Below are 25,432 nucleotides of genomic sequence, written 5' to 3'. Positions count from 1 at the left end.
TTTTATACTTTCACAAATTCAATATGCTGCAGCAACCCGCCGCCGGAAAGGGAACGGTCCTCATGTAATGTCAGCACAATATCGCCTTCCTCAAGGTTCACCCGGGTCTCCCGGTAAATGACCGGGCCGTAATTTGACCCGGATTTATACGGTGTCAGCACCGTTTTGGTTAAATCTGTCAGATGGGCATCGGTGATGATTTTTCCGGCCTGTTCAATCCGCAACTGAGTTTCATAATCAAAACTGAGGGAGTTGGTCATATAGGCATAATACAGCCGGATATTATACTGCCCGGCACTTCTGACCGGCAGTATGACCGGGTCACCGCCTCTGTCATAGCTGCGGGGTTCGGTGGCGGATAAATAATTATAGCTACCGTTCGCAGAAGAATTCCCGGCGGTCAGAAACAGATTGCCGAGATAAACCGTGTGGTTGTCAGCATTAACCGGATTGGCAGCTATATCGCCGCGTTCAGGGCAGACCCGTGTGGATTTTTGCTGCGCGCCGTAAGTCAGGTGATCCTGAATGTTGGTGTATCCGGATGTCCAGTAAATAACGGAGCGTTTGGCCTGGCTTTCCGGGTCATAAAAATCATCATTTTCGGTGTAATTATTGATTTCTGCGGTCAGTACGTCCTTAAACATAATATCCGCCTGTTCCGTCAGGGCTTTGCTGTACTTTTCCAGCATATCGGAGGCATAGCCCCAGCTCTTGCCGAATACCAGGGTATCGCGTAATGTAAAGAAATAGAGCAGGCAGGACAGGGCACACACACCGCACAGCCGGACAATACCTCTGCTTTTTGCGGTATTGATGCTGAGAATACATAACCGGCGCATATCCGCGACAGCAATTTCATTGCGTACCACAATCAGCTGGCGCGCCTCTTCTGTCGGTGAATTTTGCCAGGAACTGATAGCATCCTGCAGACTTTCGGCATCTTTGCGGACGGCCTGATATTCCGATTCCAGCCATTCAGAGGTATTTTTCATCAGTGTTTCCTGAATAATACCAATAACATCCACTTCCTTTGGCTCTGTCATTTTTTTATAAACCAATTTCAGCACCATGCTGAGAATGGTGGTGGCAATTCCCTGCGGTGAAGTGGCGGGTACGGCGAAAGAGGCGGGCGGGATCATATTCAGTGCCTGTAACGTCAGCATATGCAACTGTGGCTGGGTACTTTCTGCGGCAAGGTGAAAGGCAGAAGTCTGAGTCATAATGTTTCTCCGGCAGATAATAAACAGATAAGGGGAAATCAGTTTATGGCTGCTTATCTGCCGGTAACAGACTCATTTTTATCAGATTTATGAGAAACGCTATTACAGTGATTTTTCCGTAACCTGCGGATGATATTCATTGTCCGGGTAAGCATTCAGTTCTGTTTCTGAATCCCGGGAAGCAGAAAAATGATAGCGGTACGCGGAATATCCGGCATTGCTGACATAAATAGTTACCTGCTGGTTTTACGCTTTTAAAACAGCCTGCCGGATAAATTAAACCGGAACCTGAAGGATTTATAAAATATTATCCGTCAAATCAATAGAGTGACACTATTTTACTGAGAAATTAGGAATTTTCCTTGTTGTGGTAAATGACTGTAGTACCTTGATATTATTCTGATTTTACAATTCAACATAAAATGACACGATAGTATTTCGTGCCCTGGTATGCTAAAACACGGTGTGCTGAAAATCAGAAAAGCAGTTTAATTGATTTTTTTTAAAAGGAAATTTTCAGATGATGTTTATCGACAGGGTTATTCACCTGGTGCTCAGTGGTATTATTATCGTAGGTGTCTATCAGTTTTATTTCTTTACGCAACGTCATATGGTCAGGCCGGTTAAAACATTTAACTCTGCACTGGATGAAAAAATTCCTTTCTGGCCCTGGTGGTCCTGGATCTACAGCTTTCTTTATTATCCGGCGATTCTCTATCTGAACTGGATTATTCAGGATTCACGTCAGTTTATCATCATCGTATTCAGCTATGTTATCCTGTTACTGATGCAGATGTTTTTCTTTGTGGTGTATCCGGTTGCCACGCCGCCGCACTGGCGTGAAATGAATACCGGGAAGAAAGCGTCCGAAAAATTCCTGCTGTTTGTGCAGAAATTCGACGATACATCCAACTGTTTCCCGAGCATGCACGTCTCTGTTGCCACATTAACCGCGCTGCTGGCCTATGCCACTCTCGGACCATGGGTATTCATGTTCCCGCTGTTAATCGCCTTATCCTGCATGTTCACCAAACAGCATTATATTATTGATTTACCAGCAGGTGCCGTACTCGGCTGGCTGGCTTATCAATGTTATGTAGTATTAATATAATACCCTCATGACTTAATTGCCGCATTCAGTGCGGCATTTTTTTTGCCCGGATTCTGGTTATATTCACTGATACTGAAAAAATTCAGACTGAGCCAGGCGAGGATCATATAGATGATAAGTCCGGAAATATCGGTAAGGTAAGTTCGTCGCAAGGGCATTTGTTGAATGGAATCAACAAAAAACCTGCAAAATGCAGGTTTTTGGGTATACCTTACTATTGCTTTTTTCCGGCGGAATATCAATGCGCCATACGCGCAAATCCATCCGCCAAATCACGCTTCAGGTCATCAACATCTTCCAGCCCGATTTGCAGGCGCAGTGTCCGCCCGCCCGGATTCCACTGTGTGACGGTGCGGTATTCCGCGCAATCAAACGGTGTGATCAGGCTTTCAAAACCACCCCAGGAATAACCCATGCCGAAGATGGAGAGGCCGTCCAGTAACCTGCCGACGTCATCCTGTGTAAATTTCGGATCCAGGACCACTGAGAACAGGCCGGAAGAGCCGGTGAAGTCACGTTTCCAGATCTCGTGCCCCGGGCAGTCTTCAAAGGCCGGATGCAGCACGCGGATCACTTCCGGACGCGATTTCAGCCAGTGTGCAATATCCAGCGCCCGTGACTGCGCTTCTTTCAGGCGGATTGACAGGGTACGCAGCCCGCGCAGTGCCAGGAAGCAATCTTCCGCGCCCGGCAGCATTGCCATCAGATCATAGGTTTCCCGCAGTTTCGGCCACCATTCCGCGTTGGCGGAGACAATTCCCATCAGCAGATCGGAATGACCGCCCAGATATTTGGTACCGGCCTCAAGGGAGAGGTCGCAGCCCATATCGTGCGCCCTGAAAAACAGCGGGGTTGCCCAGGTATTATCAATAATCGTCGCGATATTGTATTTTTTCGCCACCGCCGTAATGGCCGGCACATCCTGAACCTCAAAGCTCTGCGATCCCGGGGACTCCAGGAAGATCGTGCTGGTGTTGCTTTTTATCAGAGACTCAATGTCGCTGCCGATCATCGGATCGTAATAGGTAATGGTGATCCCCATTTTTTCCAGCAGACCACGGCAGAAATTGCGGGTCGGACGATAAACACTGTCCGGCATCAGCAGGTTATCGCCGCTTTTCAGTGTGGTCAGCAGCGCCAGCACAATGGCGCCCAGCCCGGATGGTGACAGCACGGTTCCTTCGGCGCCCGCAAGGGCGCTCCAGGATTGCTCGAGGTTCTTAATGGTCGGCGTGCCCGCAGTGCCGTAGTTAAACTCAGCCCGGTTATTGAGCAGGGCATCCATCGTCGGGAAAACCACGGTAGATCCCCGGTAAACCGGAGCATTAACAAAACCGGACTGAGACGCCGGGTCGCGTCCCAGCTGCGTTATCTGTGTATCAATATGAAAATCTGAAACGGTTTTTTTAGTCATAACATCCTCACGCGTAATACGTCATTATTCATTTACAGCGTTATTCGAAAAACTTAAAGAACGGAGAGAGACACAACAGCACGCCGAAGAAGATAATAAACCAGACTGTTGCACCTTTGAATTTATGTAAGACCGGCACGCGGTAAACCAGATAGCACGGGATCAGGCAGGAAACCACGCCGAATAACGGCCCGCCGAGCTGCATAAAGAACAGAATTGAGAAGCGGGTGGAGACCCAGAACCACAGGGACAGGATCACCCCGATACATACACCGTAATGCAGTACGGTCTGATTAATGCGCTCCTGCGGCATAAAGCGGGTCAGGATATTCACCACAATACCTTTAATCGCTTCCTGGAAACCCAGATAAATACCGAGAAACGCGGTCAGAATCGCGAAAATATTCAGCATTGCGGTCATGACTTTAACAACGGAGCCCGGAATTACCTGTGCGGCAATTGCCAGTGCCGAGATATTCTGCTCAAACGCTGAGACGGCCTGGTCGTGGCTTATCGAGAACGTAAACGAGAAGGCAAAGAACAGAACAGCAACGGCCAGAATAATATACGCCACCCGGTTTGCCCGTACCGCGCGGTAAGTTGCGACACGCTTGTCTTTTTCCAGTCTGCGGTAGGCAATGTTCATCGGGCTTAAAATCTGCACGAACAGAATGGAGAACAGGGTAAACGGCAGTGTCAGAAACACATCCCGCAGGAACGGCAGGAAGTCCGGGAACGCGCTGATATTGGCAAAGTTCCAGTAAGGCACCATTACAATCCCGAGTAATACGATAATCCCGAATTTCACTATTACCATCGGGCCGGAGACTTTAAATAACAGGCGCTCCCCCTGTGCGGCGATAGCCACCAGAACTGTCAGGATAATCAGCCCGTACCACACCGAATCGGATAACAGTCCTTCCGTTAAACCGAATGTTTTGATGTAGGAGGCACTGTCAAAGGTCACGGCGAGTGAATAGGAAAACATGCCGTGCAGCAGCATCAGGAAATAGGCGATACCAAGGGCAACCCCCCAGTTTTTCCCCAGATACTGCGTGATAACGCTGGCATAGTCTTCACATTCTTCCGATTCTGATAATGTCCTCAGATATAAATTCTGCAGCCAGTAAATCGCCGGATATGACAATAATGTGGCGGCAATAAATACCCAGATGCCTTTAATACCAATCTGAACCGGCATAAAAACAATCCCGGAACCGATCGCCATCCCGATACATAATACAACCCACCCGGCATCATATTTGGTAAAGGGTATCTTTTTTAAATCACTATTTGCATTTGCACCTGTCTGAATGCTGTCTTGCATAGTCAATTCCTCAACGTTATAGATTTAATTATTTAAAAAGTCAGGAACAACGTGAATATATTTATGTTGTATGGATACAGTGTTATAAAGCCATTGTTATAGTAAGGGGTAACACGCAGGCTGAACAGGGTACGACTATGCTAATAAATAAAAACACTTTTGCGTTTAAAGCAAAAATTGACAGCTACGCGATTTTTCGCCATCTGGAGCTGTTTATCAAAATTGTGGAGTGCAACAGTTTCAGCGGTGCGGCACGAAAACTCAATGTAACACCGTCGTCTGTCAGCCGTGGCTTACAGCAGCTGGAAGAGCAGCTCGGTGTGGTTCTGCTGAAACGAACCACCCGCAATTTTATCCTGACTGAAGCCGGACGTTATTTATTGCAGAGGGCGCAACAGTTACTGACAGATCTCGATGACTCATTAGTGAATACGGCGAGTTTTTATCAGCATGCACAGGGACAGCTAAAAATAACCTGTTCAATTGCCTTCGGCGTCTGCCATTTAATGCGGCTTTACAGCGAATACCGGGAAATAAATCCGCAGGTCAGCTTATCCGTTGATCTGAACGATGCATTAATTAATTTAAATGAAACTGACTTTGATATTGCATTGCGTATTACCAGTCATCCGCCGGAAAATTTTGCATTACGGAAACTATGCAATATAAATTGGATCTATTGCGGCAGCCGTCATTATTTTGAACAAAACGGGATCCCGCAGTCACCGGCGGATATTGCCCGGCACAATTGTTTAATTAATCCGAATATCCCGGACACCTGGCGGATGAATGATAAAGACGGTGTAGCCTATCCGCTGGCGATCAACAATATGATTGAGGTCAACAGCAGCCTGGGATTACTGGAGGCGGCGCGCTGTCATCAGGGGATTGTCTGCCTGCCGACCTATATGCTGGGAAACTATATTGATAACGGTGAATTATTGCCGGTATTACTGGATTACAATCCGAAAACCACGCCGTTCGCGCTCTATGCACTTTACAGCCCGGCGCACACCCATGCCCCGAAAATCCGCACCTTTATTGATTTCCTGGCGGATAAGCTGCCGCTTGACCCGCCGTGGGACAGCTGGATGCATCAGGACAGAGCAGGGAGTTCCCCGGCATAAACATAATAGGTTTCAGTCACGTCATGGCCGCCCCAGTCATAGGCTTGCGCGGCGATACGCTGTAATCCTTTGTGTTCATAAAAACCGAAATCGGAATCACTGTCTGTCCAGAGGAAATAACGGGCGGATTGTTTTTCCCGCAGATAATCCATCGCCAGCTGCCAGAGCCGGTTACCGATACCGTGTCCGCGGAAGCGGGCATCTATCATAAACAAATTCAGAGAGGCATCGAAATTCCCGTCACAGGAAGCCAGCAGATTTCCGTTGATAATCAGCGTATTCAGATACATATCAAACAGGGTTTCTTCCTGCGGGTCACGGGCGATAATATTTTTCAGGGCAGAATACTGACGGGTTTTGGCGTGGACTTTCTCCCGCAAATCGGCAGATGCCGTGACCGCCATAATACCGGCGATGGTATCGCCATCCCGCACCACAAAAATTCGTGATGAGGTCAGAATGACATCATCCAGCAAAAATTCCGCCATCGGCAGAACTTTCTCTTTCGGGATCCAACTACGGTAATCCCAGGTGGTGATAATTAATTCATTAATTTGTGCGATATCTGCATCAGATATTGTGTGTAATTCGCTGTAACTCAGTGCCTGAGTGTCACTCATGCAACCCGCCTTGTTTGTGGATTATCTGCGGCAGATTATATCGTCAGCATTAATATGCCTGCAAATAATGCTGGCAGTTTTGCCATTGCCGGAGGCGGATAAAGCGATTAGAGTGTTCTGCAAACCCGCAATTTTGCTGACATCCGGTGAACTATGACTTCCGAACAGAGCACTGTCCGTATTATTGATACCATCACGCTTTCCGATAACTGGTATATCCTCAAAAAATATGTCGTTGATTATCTGCGCCGCGACGGCACCCGCCAGCGTCTGGAGCGGGAGGTCTATGACCGCGGTAACGGTGCGGTTATTCTGCTGTATAACCGCCAGAAAAACAGCGTCATTCTGATCCGTCAGTTCCGTTTGCCGGTGTATGTCAACGGCCATGACGGCTTTCTGATTGAAGCGGCCGCCGGTCTGCTGGAAGAGCAGGATCCGGTATCCCGCATCAAAGCGGAAGCAGAGGAAGAGACTGGTTTTCGCATTACCGATGTTGAAAAAGTCTTTGAAGCCTTTATGAGCCCGGGAGCTGTCACCGAGAAACTTTATTTTTTTATTGCCGAATACGAAGACAATAACCGGCAGACGGCCGGTGGCGGCCTGCCGGAAGAGGGCGAAGATGTGGAAGTGCTGGAAATGCCGTTCCCGCAGGCTCTCGCAGCGATCAAAAGCGGTGAAATAAATGATGGCAAAACGATTATGTTGTTACAGCATCTGGCGTTGTCGGGGAGAATGGCATGACGGACGAAGAAAAAGAACAGAAAGAAGCACAGTTAATCCGTGATTTTCTGACAAATGCAACGCCGGAACAGCGGCACTTGTTTATCGCCCGGTCTAATTATGACAGTAATTATGATGCACTGAACGAACTGGCGGCGGATCCGCAACTGGATCGGGCATCCGCACTGCTGATGTACTGGTCTTTGGGTGCTGCCTGGTATGTGCAGTATGGCCATGATGATGATGTACCGGACTATTCACGGCAAACACTGGCATTGATCCGGTTAATTGAAACCCGCTATTCTGCGGGGTTTTATGCCGATCATGGTATCTGGTTTGACCCGATGCAGTCAGAAGGCGGACGGCCGGATGACTACCCGGACCTGCCGGTCAGGCGGCCTGTGCCTGACACCATGCTGATCGCCGCACCCGGTGATGTGTATGTTGATTTGGATGATGAGGCTTATGATGACGGTTTACCATTACCGCTGGCAGAGCAGTTGTATGCACTCTATGAATAGCATTTGCTGATGAAAATCAACCTGAATCATGTCCCGGTTACTATCCGCAGCCAGGTTGCATAATATGCCGTTACTTAATGGTGATGCGGCAGTGATATTTGACGCCGTTCCGCAGACCGATCTGAAACGGGCATTTTCCGCGACACTTGCACAATGGAACACACCGGAGGATTGGGAAAATGATGAGTGCAATATCATTCTGGCTTTGTCGCGCATTGCTTATACTCTGACAACCTGGCACATTGCATCCAAAGTAGACGCTGCGGCGTGGCTGGCTGAATCAATTTCCGATCCGCAACTGCAGCAACTGTTGCAGGCAGCAAAGCATAGCTATCTGACCGGTGAATCATTTCCGGTTTCTGATAAACAGGCAATCAGCTGTTGCATTCTTTCTCTGCGGGCTTTATGTGACGAAAAATTATCATGAAAACAACAAAATACCTCCCGCTGATTTTGTCTCTGCTATTGCCGTTATCAGCGGTTGCTGCACAATTATCACCGGAAAATGTGGTATTGGATTTCTACCGTCTCAATTTGCAGGATCCGCCTTCTGATGGTTATGCAAAAAGCCAGGATTTGTATGTCAGTCCGGCGTTGCAGGAAAGCATCAGTGAATCCCTCAGTTGTAATTTCGATGGTCCGGGCACTGATCAGGCGTTCTGCGACCAGCCGCGTCCCTGCAAAGAAACCGAATATAGTTATATCTGTCTGTGGGGAGAGCATTGGGTGGAAAATGATGTCAATTATTACACCAAGTCACAGGATTACCCGGATTCGTGGATGACAGAGCGCGCGGCACATACTGAATCACAAACCCCGGATACTGCCACAGTGCGCATCACACTGGGTAAAGCACCGGAGCCGCTGCGGTCATTCCGGGTAAAACTGATTCAGCAAAACGGACAGTGGAAAATTGATAGTATTGTGATGCTTGAGTGAGGCTGTGGGGTTATACCCGGCAGGCTTATATTCATTCAGGTTCAGACAGCATTACAACAGGGAAAATGCCGGGGAAAAATTGCGTCATACTTAACACCCGTTCTTCCTTCTGGTATTAATGAGCGCAGATCTTTTCCCTTCTTTCAAACCGGGTGTAAACTGGCAGAAATGCAGATTGCATGAGGTCAGTCCGTCTGCGGGCATCCGGCATATTATTCCGGTTATGGTACTATAAAAACAGGAGCCGCACGCGGGGTACAGACGGGTACTGCCGTGAAGTGGTCACAGGATATTATGGCTTTACGGGAAAAAGACAATGCCATCGCCATTACCGGCCTGGTCATTTTAACACTGATCTGGAGTTACAGCTGGATCGCTATGAAGCAGGTCACGCACTATATTGGTGCGTTTGACTTTACGGCGATGCGCTGTGTATTCAGCGCCATTATGTTATTACTGGTGCTGTATATCCGCGAACGCGCGATGGGGCGGAAAATCCGCTTTACGCCATTCCGCTACACGCTGGGGATAGCCGTCCTTCAGACCTGCGGTATGGTCGGGCTGGCACAATGGGCGCTGGTCAGCGGCGGTGCGGGGAAGGTGGCGATCCTCAGTTATACCATGCCGTTCTGGGTGGTGATTATGGCAGCAGTATTGCTCGGTGAGCGGATGCGCCGCCTCCAGTATGCGGCTATTTCAGTTGCCGGTGCAGGGCTATTGTGTGTGATCCAGCCCTGGACGCTCGATTTCGCCTCTATGAAAAGTGCCTTTCTGGCCGTGGCATCCGGTATCAGCTGGGGGGCGAGCGCGATTGTGGCGAAAAAACTCTACAGCCGCTATCCGCAGGTGGATTTACTCTCTCTCACCACCTGGCAGATGGTGTATGCCGCAATTATTATGACCGTGGTGGCGCTGCTGGTACCGCAGCGCACGATTGACTGGCAGCCCTATGTCTTCTGGGCACTGAGTTACAGCGCTATTCTGGCGACCGCCGTTGCCTGGAGTTTATGGCTGTTTGTGCTGAGAAAATTACCGGCGGGGATTGCCAGTCTGAGCACACTGGCGGTGCCGGTCTGCGGTGTGCTGTTCTCATGGTGGCTGCTGGGTGAGGAGCCGGGCAGCACAGAAACGGCAGGGATCGTGATGATTGTGCTGGCACTGGCGGTGATAAGTATTAAACGGCCGAAAAAAACTGCCTGACATCCGCGGCAGACTCTGCTAAAACAGAATCACTGAAATGATGATTATTTCAATAAGGTTAATACCATGAATTTATACAGCGCATCCGGCATGATTATTATCTCCGCACCATAGCGGGGGATGTGCTGTATTCAGAACCCGCCGCCTGAGCGGGTTTTTTATTGCTCTCTCAGCGGCATAACAGACAGGGAGCAATCATGTCAGAAACACAATCTTCCGCCACACTGCATTTCCTCTGCGGCAAAATCGCCTCAGGGAAATCGACACTGGCACAACAATTAGTCCGCGGACAACAGGCTGTTCTGCTGTCTGAAGATACCTGGCTGGCGGCACTGTATCCGGGACAAATCACACAGCTGGCTGATTATATTGAAAAAAGCCGTCTGCTGAAATCCACCCTGGAGCTGCATCTGGTGACGTTATTACAAAAAGGAATAACACTGGTACTGGATTTTCCGGCGAATACCCCGGAACAACGCCAGTGGCTGAAAGGACTGGCAGAGCAGGCCGGATGCAGCTATTGCTGTCATGTGCTGAATGTGAGTGATGAAGAGTGTAAACGGCGCCTGGCCGCAAGGAATCTGAGCGGGGAAAACCCGTTCACCACCTCAGCGGAGCAGTTTGACCTGATCACCGCGCACTTCAGTTATCCGTCAGAAGAGGAAGAACTGGTCATCAGCGGCCGGTGAACCGCTTAAGCTGGTCGGCCAGCAGGGTTTTGACCAGCCAGATGGCTTCTTCACAGACTTTTGCTTTCAGCGCCGGGTCAGCAAACATCATCAGGCACAGTGACTCGGTTGCACCGAAAATCATCACAGAAGTCCATTCCGGGATCCGGAAATTATCCGGCAACCAGCGCTGCAGTGCACGTTGCAGGATCTGGCAGAAAAAATCCTGCACTTCGCGGCTGATCCCCGCATATTCAGGATAGGCTTTCAGTGCCGCCACGGTGGCATTGAAGGCTTCCCCGTCATCCGCCATCACATCAAAATAGGTCGTGATAAAGACAGAAACGGCCTGATCGAGGTCCGCTATCGGCTGTTCCATCCCGGTATTCATCCGTTCAGTCAGAACATCATCACTGTATTTAAACAGCGCGTGCAGCAAAGACTTGCGGTTGCCGAAATGTTTGTAGGTTACCGGCTTGGTCACGCCCGCCTTTTCCGCAAGGGTAATGAGGGTCAGGGCATCGGTGCCTTCCGCCAGGATAATGCTGTTGGCGACATTGAGCAGCTGTATCTGGCGCTCGTCGCGCTGTAAACGTCCGGACAAATCTGCCTCCTCATTGATATTAAAGTCGTTCTGTCTGCCGGAAAGTGTATCACAGAGTTCCCGGTCGCGGTCAGCTGGCAGAAAAGATCGAAAAAAGATCGGAAAGGTGTTTACAAGTTACCAAAGGTAACTTATAAACGTTTCACCTGCAACCAGAAATCAGTGAGGATGTACCATGCCGTGGATTTTATTAATTACTGCCGGATTATTTGAAGTCGTCTGGGCATTTACCATGAAACAATCAGAGGGTTTCACCAAACTGGGGCCGTCAGTGATCACCATTATTGCCATGCTGATAAGCTTCGGGCTGCTGGCAATGGCCATGCGGGCACTGCCGCTGGGGACGGCTTACACCATCTGGACCGGGATTGGCGCTATCGGTGCCTTTATCGTCGGGATTGTGGTGCTGGGTGAACCCGCAAACATGATGCGGATTATCGCAGGGGTATTAATTATCTCCGGGCTGGTGATGATGAAATTAGCCAGCCCGGCATAAAAAATTCAGTACTGTGTTGCTTGCCGGCAGATATTGCCGGCTTTTTTGTTACAGCAGGGGCAGTTCCCGCGCCGGGATCACATCTTTCATCACCAGGGTGGAGGTCAGGCGCTGAACCCCCGGCATGGCGGCCAGGCGGCTGTCGTATAATTTCTGAAAGGCATCGATATCTTTGACCACAACGGTCAGCATATAGTCCGGATCGCCAAACAGCCGTTTAGCTTCGATAATTTGCGGAATATCCGCCACCGCTGTCTCAAATTTGCTCATACTTTCCTGGTTGCCGTCTTTCATAGTGACAAACACCAGTGCGGAGAAATTCAGCCCCAGCACGCGCGGATCAAGCTGTGCGCGGTAGTCACAGATAGCCCCGGATTGCTCCAGTGCTTTCAGCCGCCGGTGGCAGGGGGATAAACTCAGACCCACGCGATCTGCCAGCTCAGTGACAGTTAATCGTCCGTCGAGTTGTAATTCAGAAAGAATCTTCCTGTCAAAGCTGTCCATTGATGATTTTCTCCCTCAAATAAGGTAAATCAGGGTCTGATTAGCAAGCACATTCTACCCGAATACAGATATTCTTCCTATCAGTTTCCGGTACAGGACAGAGGTATGCGGGAACTGGTTTCTGAAAAATGTCAGATATGCCGGCAACCGCCCCCGCCGGGTCTGACGAAAACAAAAAGCCCCGTTTCATGGCTCTGAAACGGGGCTTTTCTTATTGGCAGAACGGAAATCAGTTGTTTTCTGATTCAATACCGCGGCTGCGCAGGTACTCATCGTAACTGCCGGTAAAGTCAGTGACTTTCTCCGGTGTAATTTCGATGATGCGGGTCGCCAGGGAACTGACGAACTCACGGTCATGGGAAACAAACACTAATGTTCCCTGATATAACTCCAGCGCCATATTCAGGGATTCAATGGATTCCATGTCGAGGTGGTTGGTCGGTTCATCCATAATCAGAATGTTTGGTTTGGTCATCATTAACTTACCAAATAACATCCGGCCTTTTTCACCCCCGGATAACACCTGTACGGATTTTTTAATGTCATCCTGGGAGAACAGCAGGCGGCCCAATACACTACGGACGGACTGCTCATCATCACCCGGCTGCATCCACAGGCTCATCCAGTCAAAAACCGTCATATCAACTTCAAAATCGGTGGCGTGATCCTGCGCGTAGTAACCGATATTGGCGTTTTCAGACCACTTATAACGACCGGTATCCGGTGTCAGCTCACCGACCAGGGTTTTCAGGAAGGTGGATTTACCCACACCGTTCATACCCAGAACCGCGACTTTTTCACCCACTTCCATCATCATATTGACGTTTTTGAACAGCGGGGCGTTACCGTCATAGCCTTTGGACAGGTTTTCCACTTCCAGCGCATTACGGAATAATTTTTTATCCTGCTCAAAACGGATAAACGGGTTCTGACGGCTGGACGCTTTAATCTCGGTCAGCTGAATTTTTTCAATCTGTTTGGCGCGGGAAGTCGCCTGACGGGACTTGGAGGCATTTGCGCTGAAACGGCTGACAAATGACTGCAATTCACTGATTTGTGCTTTCTTCTTCGCGTTATCCGCTAACAGACGTTCGCGCGCCTGAGTGGCGGCAAACATATATTCATCGTAGTTGCCCGGATGCACATTCAGGCTGCCGTAGTCCAGATCGGCCATGTGCGTGCACACCATATTCAGGAAGTGGCGGTCATGGGAAATGATGATCATGGTGCTGTTGCGCGCATTCAGCGTCTGCTCCAGCCAGCGGATGGTGTCGATATCCAGGTTGTTGGTCGGTTCGTCGAGCAGCAGAATATCCGGGTCCGCAAACAACGCCTGTGCCAGCAGCACACGCAGTTTCCAGCCGGGTGCGATTTCACTCATCGGGCCGTTATGCTGTTCCAGCGGGATCCCCACACCCAGCAGTAATTCACCGGCGCGGGATTCCACGGTGTAGCCGTCCATTTCAGCAAACTGCACTTCGAGATCCGCCACGCGCATACCGTCTTCTTCGCTCATGTCCGGCAGGCTGTAGATGCGGTCACGCTCCTGTTTGACTTCCCACAGTTCGGTGTGACCCATAATGACTGTGTCGAGCACAGAAAATTCTTCATAGGCGAACTGATCCTGTTTCAGTTTACCCAGACGTTCGTTCGGGTCGAGAAACACGTTGCCGCTGCTTGGCGCCAGATCACCGCCGAGAATTTTCATAAACGTGGATTTACCGCTGCCGTTTGCGCCGATCAGGCCATAGCGGTTACCGCCGCCGAATTTGACAGAGATATTTTCAAACAGCGGCTTGGCGCCGAACTGCATCGTAATATTGTTGCTGATTAACAAGACGAATACTCATAAGTTAAAGGAGAAAATAAACGGCGGGCATTATGCCACAGATGGGCGGCGAGGCACAGATGTATAAAAAAAGGGCGGTAACCCGGCAGGCCACCGCAGTACATATTATTGTGAGTTCGGATCCATGGCATAGATTTCACCGGATTCATCTTCCGGTAGTCCGTAATTCAGAACATCATAGATCCCCAAATCGGTTTTACAGACCTTTTTATTGATGACTTTATCGCCTTTATAGACCGCCAGGCCGGTAAATTCCCAGCCGCGGCCCATTCCGCTGTATACCACATAGTTAAACGGGCCGTTTTCAAAGCGGATATACGCCGAACCACCGCCGCTAAACATGGTTTGTCCGACATAAACACCATTTTTCGCATTGCCTTTTACCGGCAGGGTAATTTCCGGCTTTGCCAGCGTCCCGTAGCGGTATGCCGGCGTTTTACCTTTTTCCACCACCACACTGACATATTTATTATTTTCCAGCTGACAGGTAAACTCCTGAGCCAACGCGGGGGCTGATAACAGCCCGGTTACGATCATCCCGGTAAGATACTTTTCATTTTTCTGCCTTTACAGGTTATTGTCCGGAGTTCGGTGTGTTATTAATTGTTGTGACCGGCTATTTATTAGCACAAAAATGAATTTATTTCCGGTTTTCCGGAGCAGGATAAGTATATATGCCATGGACTTTTGCACATCCGGCGATTGTTTTTCCCCTGAAACAATCCCGTTACGGGCGGTGGCTGAATCTGCCCGCGCTCATTACGGGCAGTGTATCGCCGGATTTGCTGTACTCTTCCGGGATGTACCGCGCAGCGGATGAGGCGCACCATTTTACCAGCTGGTTTTATACCGGACTGCCGGTGTGTCTGGCAGTTCTGGCGGCACTGTGTACGGCGCCGCTGGCGTACCGTCTGGCGCAGACAGCAACCGGTGTTCATATAAATCGTTTTGTCTTTTATGAATTGTCGTTTTCTGTCTCATTTTTTGCCGGTTTTGTTGCTCTGGCGGCACTTTTTCAGGTTATCAGAAAGCGTTAATGCGTTATGATCGCGGATTAAATTTTGCAGTACAGAGGAAAGTAAACAGTGGCGATTTGGGTGGATGCGGACGCCTGTCCGAAAGTTATCAAAGAGATCCTTTACCGGGCAGCGGATCGGGAAAAAACAGAAGTCACCTTTGTGGCCAATCAGCGGCTGGTGGTACCGCCGTCACCGTTTTTAAAAACATTGCAGGTCTCTGCCGGATTTGATGTGGCCGATAATGAAATTGTCCGCCGTGTGCAGAAAGATGATCTTGTCGTCACCGCTGATATTCCGCTGGCCGCTGAAGTGCTGGAGAAGGGTGCTGTAGCACTGAACCCGCGCGGCGAACGTTATACTCCGGCGACTATCCGTGAGCGCCTGACCATGCGTGATTTTATGGACACTATGCGGGCTTCCGGTATCCAGACCGGGGGGCCGGCGGCGCTGAACCAGCGTGATCGCCAGTTGTTTGCCAATGAACTGGATAAATGGTTTCTGCAGCTCAGAAAACGTACGCCATCCGCCTGATCTTTCCCTTATTGTTAATATCTTTATAAAACGCCGGGTGCTGCTGTGGTATCCGGCGTTTTATTTTTATTCCTGATGTAACAACTTCTTAAAAAAGCTCACTATTTAGCCTTATCCACTATAATAACAAGGGTTTATGATATTTACCGCTGGTTTTACCGCAGACGATCCGGCCTGAATCCTGTTCATCACCTCGTCAAATCCGATACTTTATATCGGCAATTCCTGATAAAGATTACCTTAAGTCTCGTTATTATTAACATCACACTATATTCATTAACATTATAATGATAGTTGTTATAATTAGTGTGCTACTTAATTAAAAAAATGCCACACAAATATTACAGATAATGATGAGGCTTTAGATGAAAATCTCACGCAGAAAGTTAATTTTAGGGGTTGGTGCTGCCGGCGTACTGGCAGGTGGTGCTTCAGTATTAGTTCCTATGGTTCGCCGCGACGGCAAATTTGTGGAATCGACTTCACGCGCAAAACATGTTGACGGCACCGAAGGTGCATTACCGAAAGAGTCCGATGCAGTCATTATCGGCGGCGGCATGATGGGGATCATGACAGCGATTAACCTGGCGGAAAGAGGCATGAGCGTCACCGTCCTGGAAAAAGGTGAAATCGCCGGTGAGCAGGCCGGACGTGCTTACAGCCAGATCATCAGCTACAAAACATCAAAAGAAATATTCCCGCTGCACCATTACGGCAAAATGTTATGGCGCGGTATGAATGAAAAAATCGGGGCGGATACCAGCTATCGTACCCAGGGCCGTGTTGAGGTACCGTCAAGCGCAGAAGATCTCGCAAAATCACAGGCCTGGGTTGAGAATGCCAAAGAGTGGGCCGCTGATTTTGAAGCACCGCTCAACACCCGTTTCATTCAGGGCGACGAACTGAAAAAACGCCTGGTTGATGCCAAAACAGACTGGCCGATCGCCGGTTTTGAAGAAGATTCAGGCAGTGTTGACCCGGAAACCGGTGTACCGGTTCTGGCGCAGTATGCCAAATCCCTGGGTGTTAAAATCTACACTAACTGCGCGGTCCGTGGTATCGAAACTGCCGGTGGTAAAGTCTCTGATGTGGTCACAGAGAAGGGTGCAATCAAAACCTCTCATGTGGTCCTGACCGGCGGTATCTGGTCACGCCTGTTTATGGGTAATCTGGGCATTGATATCCCGACACTGAACGTCTATCTGTCACAACAGCGTGTTTCCGGCGTTCCGGGCGCACCACGCGGTAACGTGCATCTGCCGAGCGGCATTCACTTCCGCGAGCAGGCAGACGGCACATATGCCGTGGCACCGCGTATCTTCACCAGCTCTGTGGTGAAAGACAGCTTCCTGCTGGGGCCGAAATTCCTGCATCTGCTGGGCGGCGGTGAGCTGCCGCTGGAATTCTCCATCGGTGAAGATTTGTTCAACTCCTTCAAAATGGCAACATCCTGGAACCTCGATGAAGTCACACCGTTCGAGACTTACCGCATCGCAACCGCCACACAGAATACCGAACACCTGGATGCGGTATTTGCCCGCATGAAAGCGGAATTCCCTGTATTTGAACAATCGAAAGTCGTTGAACGCTGGGGCGCGGTTGTTGCACCAACCTACGACGAACTGCCGATTATTTCTGAAGTGAAAGAGTATCCGGGTCTGGTGATCAACACCGCGACTGTCTGGGGTATGACAGAAGGTCCGGCATCCGGTGAAATCACTGCGGATATCGTGACCGGTAAAAAACCGGTTATTGACCCGGCTCCGTTTAGTCTTTCACGTTTTAGTTAATTTTCTGATTACTTACGTTGATACTATTAAGAGGCTTAATATGCGTTACAAAAGTTTACTGTTAGCTCTTCCGCTGGTCTGGGGCGCGGCTCACGCGTCAGAAGGTGTTGTTCATCATAAACTGAACGGTATGCCTATCTCTGAATCTGTGGAAATCAGCAGCAGCAAAAATATTATTTTCCTCAGCGGTAAAGTACCGACCAAAATTTCCAAAGACGCACCGGAAGGTGTTCTGGCGTCATACGGCAATACTGAAGCACAGACCATCAATATCATGGAACAGATCAAGGCGCACCTGGCTGGCTTAGGTCTGGAAATGAAGGATGTGGTGAAAATGCAGGTATTCCTGGTCGGCGGCGAAGAGACTGACGGTAATATGGATTTCGCGGGCTTTATGGCCGGTTACTCCAAATATTACAACGACAAAGATTCCGGTAACATATTACCGGCGCGTACCACTGTTCAGGTTTCTAAATTAGCAAACCCGGCATGGCGTGTAGAGATCGAAGTGACAGCTGTTCGTCCGTAATGGTATCAGCGCGTTAACAGCGGGTTTGCCTCCGGAAGGGGCAAACCCGTTTTTTATTACCTGATATCAGAACATTATCCGGCCTGATGCATTCCGGATACCCCGTGGTTAAATTATAGAACTGTCCTGTACCTTATTCTGATGTAAAAAAGAAGCCCGGACATATTGCCGGAATACTTCGGAGAAATAAGAATGACCACAGCAAATTCTGAAAAACCGCGTAACGGATATTTGACGGATTATCAGTACAATGGGGTATGGCGTAAAGGGATAAAATTTCCGGAAGGGAAACTGAGCTATTATGACCAGTATGATATTGTTATTGAAGGTATTACCTGGCAGTCACCTGAACAGATTGACAGCGAAAATATAATTCTGGTTCCGGCAGAAGAGGATATCGTATGGAACAGCCGGATCGGGATATATGGTTCGCGGGGTTCTGAAGCCAGTGAGACCGTTTATCTGGAAGGAACCGAAATTAAACCATTCGGCGGCAAAATAGACAATTCCGGAACACAAACCCGGGTTGTGTTCGAAGAAGGCAGTGTTACCCGTTATAATAATTATCAGGCTGTCATCGGCGGCAAAAAATATACGGATTTACCTGTTGATTCCGCCAATAATGCGATCGGCCTGACGGTTAAAATGGGTGAATATGACGGTGTGGTTTTATCCGGGCTGAATGACCGCAGTCAGCCGGTCACAATTTTTGAAAAAGACGGCGAAAATAAACCATTACAAGGTTTTGTTATTTTTCACGGCAGCACATCTACCTGTATCATGTTTCGTAAAGGTGACCTCACTGCCTTTGCTGCCGGGTATAAATTGTACTATGAGGATACCTTTACCACCGCATCAATTAACCTTGAGCCGATTCATATCCGTTTTGAATCCGTAGGTAAAAATATCCGCACAGAAGTACGTTTGGTTGCCCTTGACAGTAATGGTGCAGAGGGGGAAACCTTATTCCGGGGTCGTTATAATCAGGGATAAACTTTATATTCCTGGTTTTACTGTGTTAAAGCTGCGAACAACCAGTAAATTACTTATTGTTCGCAGCGGGACTTTACCACTCCTTCACATCCCGGTCGGCTTTGGTGACGGAGGTCAGTTTTGCCAGACGTGGTAATAATGCTTTTTTCAGATCATCGATAAAGGTGTAAATCACTGGTACAAACAACAGACTGAGAATAGTGGAGCTTATCAGCCCGCCGATAACCGCAATCGCCATCGGCGCGCGGAACCCCGCATCTGCGCCGGACGTCAGTACCAGCGGGATCATGCCGGCAATCATGGCAAATGTGGTCATAATTATCGGGCGGATCCGCTCGCGTCCCGCGTCTTTTACCGCCTGTTCACGGCTGAGCCCGGCGCGCTCTTTTTCCAGGATAAATTCCACCAGCAGAATGGAGTTTTTTGTCACAATGCCCATCAGCATCAGAATGCCGATAATCACCGGCAGATCGATCATTGCCCCATACAGTACGAGAGCGATAATCGCGCCGCCGACAGAAAACGGCAGGGCGGCGAGAATGGTGACCGGCTGGAGAAAATCTTTAAACAGTACAATCAGAATCGCCAGCACCAGCAGGATACTGAACATCATAGTGCTGCTGAAACGCATAAACATATCATTCATATATTCCATATCGCCGTATTCCAGTTGTGACACTGTCACTGGCAGGTTCTGATACTCCGGCAGCGCCATCACTGCATTCAGTGCTTCACCGAGTGATAAACCGGTCAGATTAGCTTCCACCGACATTTTCCGGGCACGGTTTATCCGGTCGATTTGTGCCGGCCCATCACTGAAATCAATGGCTGCCACCGCTTTCAGCGGTACATTTCCCTGAGCCGTGCTTCGTACGGATAAATCATTCAGCACACGGATATCATTCCGCTGGTATTCAGGCAGTACCACCTGTAATGCCAGTTGTCTGTCCGGAAGATTGAATTTGGCACTGCGGGAGCCTGATTCCCCCATGGTAGCGACCCGCAGCGTGTCAGCGATTTCACTGACACTCACGCCGGTCCGCCCGGGGCCGTCAGGACGCGGTGTGACAATCAGCTCTTTGCGCAGCAGCGGTTTTATCACCTGCACATTACTGAATCCCGGCAGGCGGGCAATACCGTTACGCAGATTTTGCATGGCACTTTCCAGTTCAGCCGGGTCTGTGCCGGTGAAAACCAGCGAAAACTCTTTGCCGCCGTTACTGTTGCTGAAGTTATAACGGGCATCCGGCAGTTCACTGAACAGCGGGGCGATTGCGTGCTCAAATTCCTTCTGTGACAGTTCACGGCCACCGGGATCAACCAGTGTCAGAATGATTTCCCCCTTATGCTGCGCGATACCATCCGCATCATCCGCCACACCCGCAATGGTATAAACGGATTTTATCTCCGGCCGGTCTTTCAGGGATTTTGTCAGTGTCCGCAGGCGTTGCTGTGTCTGCTCAACCGGCGTGCCGGGCGGCAGTTCCACTTCAATCTGTGTCACACTGATATCGCCCTCCGGCATAAAGCCGACAGGCAGCCGGGTCACGGAAGCCACAGAACCCACCAGAAATACTAATGCCAGCGCCAGTGCGGTTTTCCGATGTTTCAGTGTTGCAGATAACAACCCGGTGTATTTTTCTATCCAGCGCGGTACGGCTGATTCCGGATGCGGTTTCTTTGACGGTAACAGGATATACGCGGCCATCAGCGGCGTAACCAGCCGTGCAACCAGCAGAGATGAGAACACCGCCGCAGATACCGTCACTCCGAACGGCACAAAATATTTGCCGACAAATCCGCCGATAAAACTGACCGGCAGGAAAACCGCCACAATGGTCAGTGTGATCGCAACAATCGCAAAACCAATAGCATCAGAGGCTTTGAGTGCAGCAAGATACGGGCGCTCACCGCGCTCAATGTATTTCTGGATATTCTCGATTTCCACAATCGCGTCATCAACCAGGATCCCGATAACCAGTGTCAGTGCAAGCAGGGTGATGCTGTTGAGACTGTAATCAAACAGTGCCAGCACAAAAAATGCCGGTAATATGGATAACGGCAGCGCCACTGCCGCAACCAGGGTTGCCCGCCAGCTTTTCAGGAAGAAAAAGACAATCACGATGGTCAGGAATGCCCCTTCCAGCAGGGTTTTAATCGTCAGCTGATAGCTTGATTCGGTATAAGTAACGGTGGATGAGATCAGTTCAATCGTCAGTTCCGGATGTTTGGCGGCGATCTCCGTCAGGGCGGCATTTACCTGTTCCGCCACGGCGGTATCACTGGCACCTTTGGCGCGGAATACAGCAAACCCGGCCACATCACGGCCATTGAGCTGAGAAATACTGCGGGTGGTTTTTTGTCCGTTATAGATCTCCGCAATATCACCCAGTTTTATCCATTGCTCATTTTCAGCAGGCAACTGAATGCTTTTAATATCATCAGCCGTTGTTTTTTCACCCAGTACACGGATGGTATGGGCCAGCGAATTATACTGCGATGAGCCACCTGCCGCGTTCTGATGCACACCGCGCAGCCATTCATTCACAGTAACCACCGACAGATTCAGGGCAGAGAGTTTGTCCGCGTCCGGTTCAATGCGGATCACCCGGTCAGCGCCGCCCTGACGGCTGACTTTCTGAACGCCGGGTAACATAATCAGCTGCTTACTGATGGTGTCATCAATAAACCAGGAAAGATCGGCTGCCGGAACGGTATCGGATGATACGGCGTAGCGCAGTATGGCACCGCCTTCGACGTCTATCCGGTTAATCAGCGGTTCATCAATGCTTTGCGGCAGTTCTCCCCGAATTTGTGAGATCTGCTCGCGGACATCATTAGTGGCAATATACGGATCAACATCGAGGTTAAATTCCACCGTCGTTGAGGAAATACCTTCTGTTACGGAAGACGAAATATGACGGATGCCGGGAATGCCGGAAACGGCCCGTTCGACCTGTTTGGTCACCGCATTTTCCAGCTCTGACGGCGAGGAGCCGTCCTGAGTGACCGTCACTGTCACAATCGGGAAGTTAATCACCGGATTGGCTGTTACCGGCAATTGTGCAAAAGAAAATAACCCGGCAATGGTCAGCGCCAGAAAAATAACAATGACCGGAACCGGACGGGTGATAGCCCATGAGGAAAGCTGTAATTTCATTGTGCGGCCTTCACCGGTGTGACGGTGTCATTATCAGTTAAAAATGCCTGCGCATTGACCACCACATCCGCATCCGGCGGAAGCGGGCTGAGGACAGTAATCTGCCCGTTATCAATAGCGCCGGTCTGCACCGGCTGCTGCATCACTCTGTTATTTTTCACGATAAACACTGTGCGTTCACCTTTCGCACCGGTGCGTACCGCACTGTAAGGCAGGCTTTGATACTCACGGGGCGCGGCCGTGTATGTCAGTACGCCGGTCTGTCCCTGCCGTAAATCAGCGCCGTCCGTAACAGTGACCCGTACACGGCCGGACTGTGTCAGAGAGGAAAGTACCGGTGAAATAAACCGGACAGTGCCGTTCAGTTGCCGGTTGTTGGCCGTTTTCATCGTGACTGCCGACGTTTCCTGCATTTGCGCCAGTTCATCAGCCCCCGCAGTAGCCTCAAATTCGATCTCACCGTTTTCGATCAGCTTAAACAGCAGGGTGTTATCAGACAGCATGCCCTGTACCGCGTGGCGCTCACTGATAATCCCGGCGGCCGGAGCATAGATTTTTGATTTATCCTCCTGGCTTTTTTCCCGTGCCAGTTGCGCCTGTAACTGACGCAGTTCTGCCTGCCCGGCATCAACCAGTGCCCGCTGGGCCTGGGTGTCTGATTTGGCTTTTTCAAATTCACTGGCGGAAATAACGCCGCTGCGGGCGAGTTTTGTCATCCGGGTCAGATCACGCTGAGATTGCGCCGCCAGCACACTTTGCTGCCGGATATACGCGGCTGCTTTTTCCGTTTCTGCCTGCAACTGCCGGACAGCGGCACTTTGCAAAGGGGATTCCAGGGTTGCCAGCAACTGATTTTTCTCCACCGGCTGACCTTCCTCAGCAAATACTGCCGTCACCGTCTGTTGCTGCAGCGGCGAGCCGATAGCAATTTCATTTCTGGCCACAAATTTTCCCGGCAAGGTAATGACCGGTGCAGAGCGGATTATTTGCGGATGCGTCACACTGACCCGCACATCATCTGCCAGGCCGGCAGGTGATACAGAAAATAAAAAGAGTGTGGTTACTATCAAAATACGGTTTTTCATCGTGGTACAATTTCCGTCCGGAAGCATTGCCCGCTAAAATAAACTAAATAGTCTAATTTTCCTTAAACCCGCGTTAAGCCGCGATTTTTCGTTAAGCTGAATTAAGCTTTTCCGGGGAGAACCCCGTTATGGATCCGCTGCACAGCATTGCCGTCACGCTTTTTCTGTTTGTCCTGACTTTTTTCAATCCCGGGGTAAATCTGTTTATTGTGGTGCAGACCACACTGAGTTCCGGACAAAAAGCGGGGCTGACCTGCGGTTACGGCGTGGTGCTGGGCAATGCGATTTACTCGGGGCTGGGATTATTCGGGCTGGTGAAGGTGTAGGTCAGCCCCGCACGGTGGCTGTAAACTGAGGTATCACTGTTTTGTGTTGTTCCGCTGAGGTTGTTGGTGGTTTTCAGTGAGGAATCATCATAACGGCCGCTTAAAATCAGGCTCCATTGCTGCCAGCGCAGATGATCCTGCATATAAACACCATAGCGCCGGTAAGTCTGTCCGGTGGAGGTGGATGATGTCATGTGCGGCGTAAACTGCGGGCGGTAGTGAGAACCGTACGGATCAAATGTTACCGTTTGCGAGCCTGACCAGTCCTTATCTAGCTTACCGGTCTGAAGATCAAAGCCGGTCAGAATTTCATGGGATACCGGGCCGGTGAGGGTTTTTCTCAGTTGATCAGAACAGCGGCAGTACATACATTGACCGACCATCAGTCAATAATGGTGGTAATTGTTTTCATTTGCATTTAAAAAATCAGGATGGAAGGGACACAAAATTTCGCTATAGTGGGGCGGATTCCATCACCCAACGGACCGGGAAATGACAAAAAATACACTGAATAACACAGAACAGTCTGCACAGAGCGGTATAAAAATCTATCTGAGAAACGGGCTGTATTTTGTGCTGTTTTTAATGGCAGTACAGTTACTGACCACACTGACCGGCGGGGGATTAACTGCGCTGGGTATTGAGCCGCGTACGGTTAACGGGCTGTTCGGTATTTTCCTTGCGCCTTTTATTCACAGCAGTTGGGGGCATTTATTCAGTAACCTGCCACCGCTGTTAATTCTCAGTGTGTTACTGATGATCCCGTCAGTGAAACATTATATTAAGGCGTCCCTGTTTATTATTATCGTCGGCGGATTACTGGTCTGGTTATTCGGGCGGACGGCCGTACATGTCGGGGCGAGCGGCTGGATATTCGGTCTGTGGGCGTTACTGATTTATCAGGGGATTTTCCGCCGCAAACCACTGGATATTATTATCGGCATTGTGGTGCTGATTTATTACGGCGGCATGATCAGCGGACTGTTTCCGGGACAGCAATTCGTCTCAGTTGAATCCCATCTGAGCGGTGCCGCCGCCGGGGTTTTATTCGGCTGGCTGCAATACCGCAAGCAGAAACAGAATAACAAACCGGTATAACACTCTGCCGGGTGATAACACCCGGCATCATAATCTGTCAGCCGCGGATGCGGGATGTCAGACCTTTCAGGAAATAACGCAGCAGCTGATCACCGCAGTCGCGGTAATTTTTATGATCCGGATTGCGGAACAGAGCGCTGATTTCCGGTTTTGACACCCGGAAGTCGGCACGCTGAAAAATATCAGCCATATCCGTATCCTTCAGTTCAAACGCAACGCGCAATTTTTTCAGGATAATATTGTTGGTCAGACGGGCATCTACCGCCGGTACCGGGCGGCTTTCATCTTTGCCGCGGCGGAAAATAATCAGTCCGTTGAGAAAATGACCGGTCACATTATCATCACAAAGCTGATAATCCGCTTCATCTTCTTTTTTCAGCCAGTCGCTCATCTGCGCTTTGGTGACAGTTAATCCGGCAAGTCCGGTGATTTCGGCCATTTTTGCGTCACTCAGATCCAGCATGTCGCGGACACTGCGCAGAACATAGTTATTCAGCATAAACAGGGGTTATCCATGGAAGGAGTTATAAACCCTGCAATACTAGTGATTATCCGTCCGCATTTCAATGAAATCCGCTGGT

Annotated in this window: 27 protein-coding genes and 1 pseudogene; 16 read left to right on the top strand and 12 right to left on the bottom strand. The window is 49.7% G+C overall.

The features are described from left to right. Positions 1 to 2 precede the first annotated feature (2 nt). Positions 3 to 1,220: a hypothetical protein gene (locus HMPREF3119_RS05330; protein ID WP_070578768.1), complete on the bottom strand. Its 1,218-nt coding sequence runs from the start codon at positions 1,218 to 1,220 to the stop codon at positions 3 to 5. 520 nt (positions 1,221 to 1,740) lie between these two features. Between HMPREF3119_RS05330 and HMPREF3119_RS05325 the strand changes: the two genes are divergently transcribed. Beyond that, the gene (locus HMPREF3119_RS05325; RefSeq protein ID WP_004237617.1) at positions 1,741 to 2,331 is read left to right on the top strand and encodes a phosphatase PAP2 family protein; all 591 of its coding nucleotides are present in this window, start codon (positions 1,741 to 1,743) and stop codon (positions 2,329 to 2,331) included. Positions 2,332 to 2,569: 238 nt separating this feature from the next. Here HMPREF3119_RS05325 and metC read toward each other — a convergent pair whose 3' ends face one another. Next, on the bottom strand, positions 2,570 to 3,745 hold the full coding sequence (gene metC, locus HMPREF3119_RS05320; RefSeq protein WP_070578765.1) for a cystathionine beta-lyase: 1,176 nt from the start codon (positions 3,743 to 3,745) through the stop codon (positions 2,570 to 2,572). A gap of 40 nt (positions 3,746 to 3,785) precedes the next feature. After that, positions 3,786 to 5,072, bottom strand: coding sequence for an amino acid permease (locus HMPREF3119_RS05315; protein WP_004237614.1), 1,287 nt, complete (start codon positions 5,070 to 5,072; stop codon positions 3,786 to 3,788). A 137-nt stretch (positions 5,073 to 5,209) separates the two neighbouring features. On the opposite strand from HMPREF3119_RS05315, the gene HMPREF3119_RS05310 reads away from it, so the two are divergent. Continuing rightward, complete coding sequence (locus HMPREF3119_RS05310) at positions 5,210 to 6,199, top strand: LysR family transcriptional regulator (protein ID WP_004237610.1); 990 nt, start codon at positions 5,210 to 5,212, stop codon at positions 6,197 to 6,199. Here the strand turns inward: HMPREF3119_RS05310 and HMPREF3119_RS05305 are convergent. Then, positions 6,169 to 6,819 carry a GNAT family N-acetyltransferase gene (locus tag HMPREF3119_RS05305; RefSeq protein WP_046024572.1) on the bottom strand — a complete coding sequence of 217 codons (651 nt, stop codon included), beginning with the start codon at positions 6,817 to 6,819 and terminating at the stop codon, positions 6,169 to 6,171. The genes HMPREF3119_RS05310 and HMPREF3119_RS05305 overlap by 31 nt on opposite strands. A 153-nt stretch (positions 6,820 to 6,972) precedes the next feature. Between HMPREF3119_RS05305 and HMPREF3119_RS05300 the strand changes: the two genes are divergently transcribed. From HMPREF3119_RS05300 to HMPREF3119_RS05275, 6 genes are all read left to right on the top strand, one after another. After that, complete coding sequence (locus tag HMPREF3119_RS05300; protein WP_004237608.1) at positions 6,973 to 7,560, top strand: NUDIX hydrolase; 588 nt, start codon at positions 6,973 to 6,975, stop codon at positions 7,558 to 7,560. Next, positions 7,557 to 8,060: a DUF4274 domain-containing protein gene (locus HMPREF3119_RS05295; protein ID WP_004237607.1), complete on the top strand. Its 504-nt coding sequence runs from the start codon at positions 7,557 to 7,559 to the stop codon at positions 8,058 to 8,060. Before HMPREF3119_RS05300 ends, HMPREF3119_RS05295 begins: the two co-directional genes overlap by 4 nt. Before the next feature lie 64 nt (positions 8,061 to 8,124). Then, positions 8,125 to 8,487, top strand: coding sequence for an aminoglycoside adenylyltransferase domain-containing protein (locus HMPREF3119_RS05290; protein ID WP_070578762.1), 363 nt, complete (start codon positions 8,125 to 8,127; stop codon positions 8,485 to 8,487). After that, entirely contained in the window at positions 8,484 to 8,999 is a 516-nt protein-coding gene (locus tag HMPREF3119_RS05285) for a DUF3828 domain-containing protein (protein WP_004237605.1), read from the top strand. Before HMPREF3119_RS05290 ends, HMPREF3119_RS05285 begins: the two co-directional genes overlap by 4 nt. A gap of 294 nt (positions 9,000 to 9,293) precedes the next feature. Next, positions 9,294 to 10,199: a DMT family transporter gene (locus HMPREF3119_RS05280; protein WP_004237604.1), complete on the top strand. Its 906-nt coding sequence runs from the start codon at positions 9,294 to 9,296 to the stop codon at positions 10,197 to 10,199. Between the two features lie 197 nt (positions 10,200 to 10,396). Then, on the top strand, positions 10,397 to 10,888 hold the full coding sequence (locus tag HMPREF3119_RS05275; RefSeq protein WP_070578759.1) for a P-loop nucleotide/nucleoside kinase family protein: 492 nt from the start codon (positions 10,397 to 10,399) through the stop codon (positions 10,886 to 10,888). On the opposite strand, the gene HMPREF3119_RS05270 is transcribed toward HMPREF3119_RS05275, so the two are convergent. After that, positions 10,875 to 11,471 carry a TetR/AcrR family transcriptional regulator gene (locus HMPREF3119_RS05270; RefSeq protein WP_004237602.1) on the bottom strand — a complete coding sequence of 199 codons (597 nt, stop codon included), beginning with the start codon at positions 11,469 to 11,471 and terminating at the stop codon, positions 10,875 to 10,877. The two genes, HMPREF3119_RS05275 and HMPREF3119_RS05270, sit on opposite strands and share 14 nt — an antisense overlap. A gap of 175 nt (positions 11,472 to 11,646) precedes the next feature. Here HMPREF3119_RS05270 and sugE point away from each other — a divergent pair, with 175 nt between their 5' ends. Further along, complete coding sequence (gene sugE / locus HMPREF3119_RS05265) at positions 11,647 to 11,967, top strand: quaternary ammonium compound efflux SMR transporter SugE (protein ID WP_004237601.1); 321 nt, start codon at positions 11,647 to 11,649, stop codon at positions 11,965 to 11,967. Positions 11,968 to 12,015: 48 nt separating this feature from the next. Here sugE and HMPREF3119_RS05260 read toward each other — a convergent pair whose 3' ends face one another. The 3 genes from HMPREF3119_RS05260 to HMPREF3119_RS05250 form a co-directional block, all read right to left on the bottom strand. Next, positions 12,016 to 12,471: an Lrp/AsnC family transcriptional regulator gene (locus HMPREF3119_RS05260; RefSeq protein WP_004237600.1), complete on the bottom strand. Its 456-nt coding sequence runs from the start codon at positions 12,469 to 12,471 to the stop codon at positions 12,016 to 12,018. Between the two features lie 229 nt (positions 12,472 to 12,700). After that, a complete protein-coding gene (locus HMPREF3119_RS05255; protein ID WP_071592711.1) occupies positions 12,701 to 14,308 on the bottom strand; it encodes an ABC-F family ATPase in 1,608 nt (535 codons plus the stop codon). A 117-nt stretch (positions 14,309 to 14,425) separates the two neighbouring features. After that, the gene (locus HMPREF3119_RS05250) at positions 14,426 to 14,857 is read right to left on the bottom strand and encodes a hypothetical protein (RefSeq protein WP_064483112.1); all 432 of its coding nucleotides are present in this window, start codon (positions 14,855 to 14,857) and stop codon (positions 14,426 to 14,428) included. 137 nt (positions 14,858 to 14,994) lie between these two features. Here HMPREF3119_RS05250 and HMPREF3119_RS05245 point away from each other — a divergent pair, with 137 nt between their 5' ends. The 5 genes from HMPREF3119_RS05245 (at position 14,995) to HMPREF3119_RS05225 (ending at position 19,182) form a co-directional block, all read left to right on the top strand. Next, positions 14,995 to 15,357 carry a DUF4184 family protein gene (locus tag HMPREF3119_RS05245; RefSeq protein ID WP_036417200.1) on the top strand — a complete coding sequence of 121 codons (363 nt, stop codon included), beginning with the start codon at positions 14,995 to 14,997 and terminating at the stop codon, positions 15,355 to 15,357. Positions 15,358 to 15,405: 48 nt separating this feature from the next. Continuing rightward, complete coding sequence (locus HMPREF3119_RS05240; protein ID WP_015422708.1) at positions 15,406 to 15,870, top strand: YaiI/YqxD family protein; 465 nt, start codon at positions 15,406 to 15,408, stop codon at positions 15,868 to 15,870. Positions 15,871 to 16,235: 365 nt separating this feature from the next. After that, complete coding sequence (locus HMPREF3119_RS05235; protein ID WP_070578756.1) at positions 16,236 to 17,660, top strand: NAD(P)/FAD-dependent oxidoreductase; 1,425 nt, start codon at positions 16,236 to 16,238, stop codon at positions 17,658 to 17,660. A gap of 40 nt (positions 17,661 to 17,700) precedes the next feature. Then, positions 17,701 to 18,189 (top strand): RidA family protein, encoded by a 489-nt coding sequence (locus HMPREF3119_RS05230; RefSeq protein WP_004237592.1) that lies wholly within the window; start codon positions 17,701 to 17,703, stop codon positions 18,187 to 18,189. Positions 18,190 to 18,381: 192 nt separating this feature from the next. After that, positions 18,382 to 19,182 (top strand): hypothetical protein, encoded by an 801-nt coding sequence (locus tag HMPREF3119_RS05225; RefSeq protein WP_004237591.1) that lies wholly within the window; start codon positions 18,382 to 18,384, stop codon positions 19,180 to 19,182. 73 nt (positions 19,183 to 19,255) lie between these two features. Here the strand turns inward: HMPREF3119_RS05225 and HMPREF3119_RS05220 are convergent, their stop codons facing one another. Both HMPREF3119_RS05220 and HMPREF3119_RS05215 read right to left on the bottom strand, forming a co-directional pair. Further along, positions 19,256 to 22,342, bottom strand: a complete 3,087-nt coding sequence (locus tag HMPREF3119_RS05220; RefSeq protein ID WP_070578753.1) for an efflux RND transporter permease subunit — start codon at positions 22,340 to 22,342, stop codon at positions 19,256 to 19,258. Next, a complete protein-coding gene (locus HMPREF3119_RS05215; protein WP_070578750.1) occupies positions 22,339 to 23,427 on the bottom strand; it encodes an efflux RND transporter periplasmic adaptor subunit in 1,089 nt (362 codons plus the stop codon). The genes HMPREF3119_RS05220 and HMPREF3119_RS05215 overlap by 4 nt, the downstream gene beginning before the upstream one ends. Before the next feature lie 128 nt (positions 23,428 to 23,555). On the opposite strand from HMPREF3119_RS05215, the pseudogene HMPREF3119_RS05210 reads away from it, so the two are divergent. Further along, a pseudogene (locus tag HMPREF3119_RS05210) lies at positions 23,556 to 23,744 on the top strand (LysE family transporter); the annotation flags it as partial. Here HMPREF3119_RS05210 and HMPREF3119_RS05205 read toward each other — a convergent pair. After that, the gene (locus HMPREF3119_RS05205; protein WP_165763939.1) at positions 23,714 to 24,121 is read right to left on the bottom strand and encodes a TonB-dependent receptor domain-containing protein; all 408 of its coding nucleotides are present in this window, start codon (positions 24,119 to 24,121) and stop codon (positions 23,714 to 23,716) included. The pseudogene HMPREF3119_RS05210 and the gene HMPREF3119_RS05205 overlap by 31 nt on opposite strands. A 124-nt stretch (positions 24,122 to 24,245) precedes the next feature. Here HMPREF3119_RS05205 and HMPREF3119_RS05200 point away from each other — a divergent pair, with 124 nt between their 5' ends. Continuing rightward, a complete protein-coding gene (locus tag HMPREF3119_RS05200) occupies positions 24,246 to 24,851 on the top strand; it encodes a rhomboid family intramembrane serine protease (RefSeq protein WP_004239338.1) in 606 nt (201 codons plus the stop codon). Between the two features lie 37 nt (positions 24,852 to 24,888). On the opposite strand, the gene HMPREF3119_RS05195 is transcribed toward HMPREF3119_RS05200, so the two are convergent. Further along, positions 24,889 to 25,350: a YehS family protein gene (locus HMPREF3119_RS05195; protein WP_070578742.1), complete on the bottom strand. Its 462-nt coding sequence runs from the start codon at positions 25,348 to 25,350 to the stop codon at positions 24,889 to 24,891. Between the last annotated feature and the right edge of the window lie 82 nt (positions 25,351 to 25,432).

The organism is Morganella sp. HMSC11D09, assembly GCF_001807955.1.
GTDB lineage: Bacteria > Pseudomonadota > Gammaproteobacteria > Enterobacterales > Enterobacteriaceae > Morganella > Morganella morganii.
Note: the sequence above shows the minus strand (reverse complement) of the source record. Positions and strands in the feature narration are given on the sequence as shown.

Excerpts from the sequence above, each read along its gene's own strand:
- HMPREF3119_RS05330 (WP_070578768.1), bottom strand. The coding sequence starts at position 1,220 with ATGACTCAGACTTCTGCCTTTCACCTTGCCGCAGAAAGTACCCAGCCA.
- HMPREF3119_RS05325 (WP_004237617.1), top strand. The coding sequence starts at position 1,741 with ATGATGTTTATCGACAGGGTTATTCACCTGGTGCTCAGTGGTATTATT.
- metC (WP_070578765.1), bottom strand. The coding sequence starts at position 3,745 with ATGACTAAAAAAACCGTTTCAGATTTTCATATTGATACACAGATAACG.
- HMPREF3119_RS05315 (WP_004237614.1), bottom strand. The coding sequence starts at position 5,072 with ATGCAAGACAGCATTCAGACAGGTGCAAATGCAAATAGTGATTTAAAA.
- HMPREF3119_RS05310 (WP_004237610.1), top strand. The coding sequence starts at position 5,210 with ATGCTAATAAATAAAAACACTTTTGCGTTTAAAGCAAAAATTGACAGC.
- HMPREF3119_RS05305 (WP_046024572.1), bottom strand. The coding sequence starts at position 6,819 with ATGAGTGACACTCAGGCACTGAGTTACAGCGAATTACACACAATATCT.
- HMPREF3119_RS05300 (WP_004237608.1), top strand. The coding sequence starts at position 6,973 with ATGACTTCCGAACAGAGCACTGTCCGTATTATTGATACCATCACGCTT.
- HMPREF3119_RS05295 (WP_004237607.1), top strand. The coding sequence starts at position 7,557 with ATGACGGACGAAGAAAAAGAACAGAAAGAAGCACAGTTAATCCGTGAT.
- HMPREF3119_RS05290 (WP_070578762.1), top strand. The coding sequence starts at position 8,125 with ATGCCGTTACTTAATGGTGATGCGGCAGTGATATTTGACGCCGTTCCG.
- HMPREF3119_RS05285 (WP_004237605.1), top strand. The coding sequence starts at position 8,484 with ATGAAAACAACAAAATACCTCCCGCTGATTTTGTCTCTGCTATTGCCG.
- HMPREF3119_RS05280 (WP_004237604.1), top strand. The coding sequence starts at position 9,294 with ATGGCTTTACGGGAAAAAGACAATGCCATCGCCATTACCGGCCTGGTC.
- HMPREF3119_RS05275 (WP_070578759.1), top strand. The coding sequence starts at position 10,397 with ATGTCAGAAACACAATCTTCCGCCACACTGCATTTCCTCTGCGGCAAA.
- sugE (WP_004237601.1), top strand. The coding sequence starts at position 11,647 with ATGCCGTGGATTTTATTAATTACTGCCGGATTATTTGAAGTCGTCTGG.
- HMPREF3119_RS05260 (WP_004237600.1), bottom strand. The coding sequence starts at position 12,471 with ATGGACAGCTTTGACAGGAAGATTCTTTCTGAATTACAACTCGACGGA.
- HMPREF3119_RS05250 (WP_064483112.1), bottom strand. The coding sequence starts at position 14,857 with ATGATCGTAACCGGGCTGTTATCAGCCCCCGCGTTGGCTCAGGAGTTT.
- HMPREF3119_RS05245 (WP_036417200.1), top strand. The coding sequence starts at position 14,995 with ATGCCATGGACTTTTGCACATCCGGCGATTGTTTTTCCCCTGAAACAA.
- HMPREF3119_RS05235 (WP_070578756.1), top strand. The coding sequence starts at position 16,236 with ATGAAAATCTCACGCAGAAAGTTAATTTTAGGGGTTGGTGCTGCCGGC.
- HMPREF3119_RS05230 (WP_004237592.1), top strand. The coding sequence starts at position 17,701 with ATGCGTTACAAAAGTTTACTGTTAGCTCTTCCGCTGGTCTGGGGCGCG.
- HMPREF3119_RS05225 (WP_004237591.1), top strand. The coding sequence starts at position 18,382 with ATGACCACAGCAAATTCTGAAAAACCGCGTAACGGATATTTGACGGAT.
- HMPREF3119_RS05220 (WP_070578753.1), bottom strand. The coding sequence starts at position 22,342 with ATGAAATTACAGCTTTCCTCATGGGCTATCACCCGTCCGGTTCCGGTC.
- HMPREF3119_RS05215 (WP_070578750.1), bottom strand. The coding sequence starts at position 23,427 with ATGAAAAACCGTATTTTGATAGTAACCACACTCTTTTTATTTTCTGTA.
- HMPREF3119_RS05205 (WP_165763939.1), bottom strand. The coding sequence starts at position 24,121 with ATGTACTGCCGCTGTTCTGATCAACTGAGAAAAACCCTCACCGGCCCG.
- HMPREF3119_RS05200 (WP_004239338.1), top strand. The coding sequence starts at position 24,246 with ATGACAAAAAATACACTGAATAACACAGAACAGTCTGCACAGAGCGGT.
- HMPREF3119_RS05195 (WP_070578742.1), bottom strand. The coding sequence starts at position 25,350 with ATGCTGAATAACTATGTTCTGCGCAGTGTCCGCGACATGCTGGATCTG.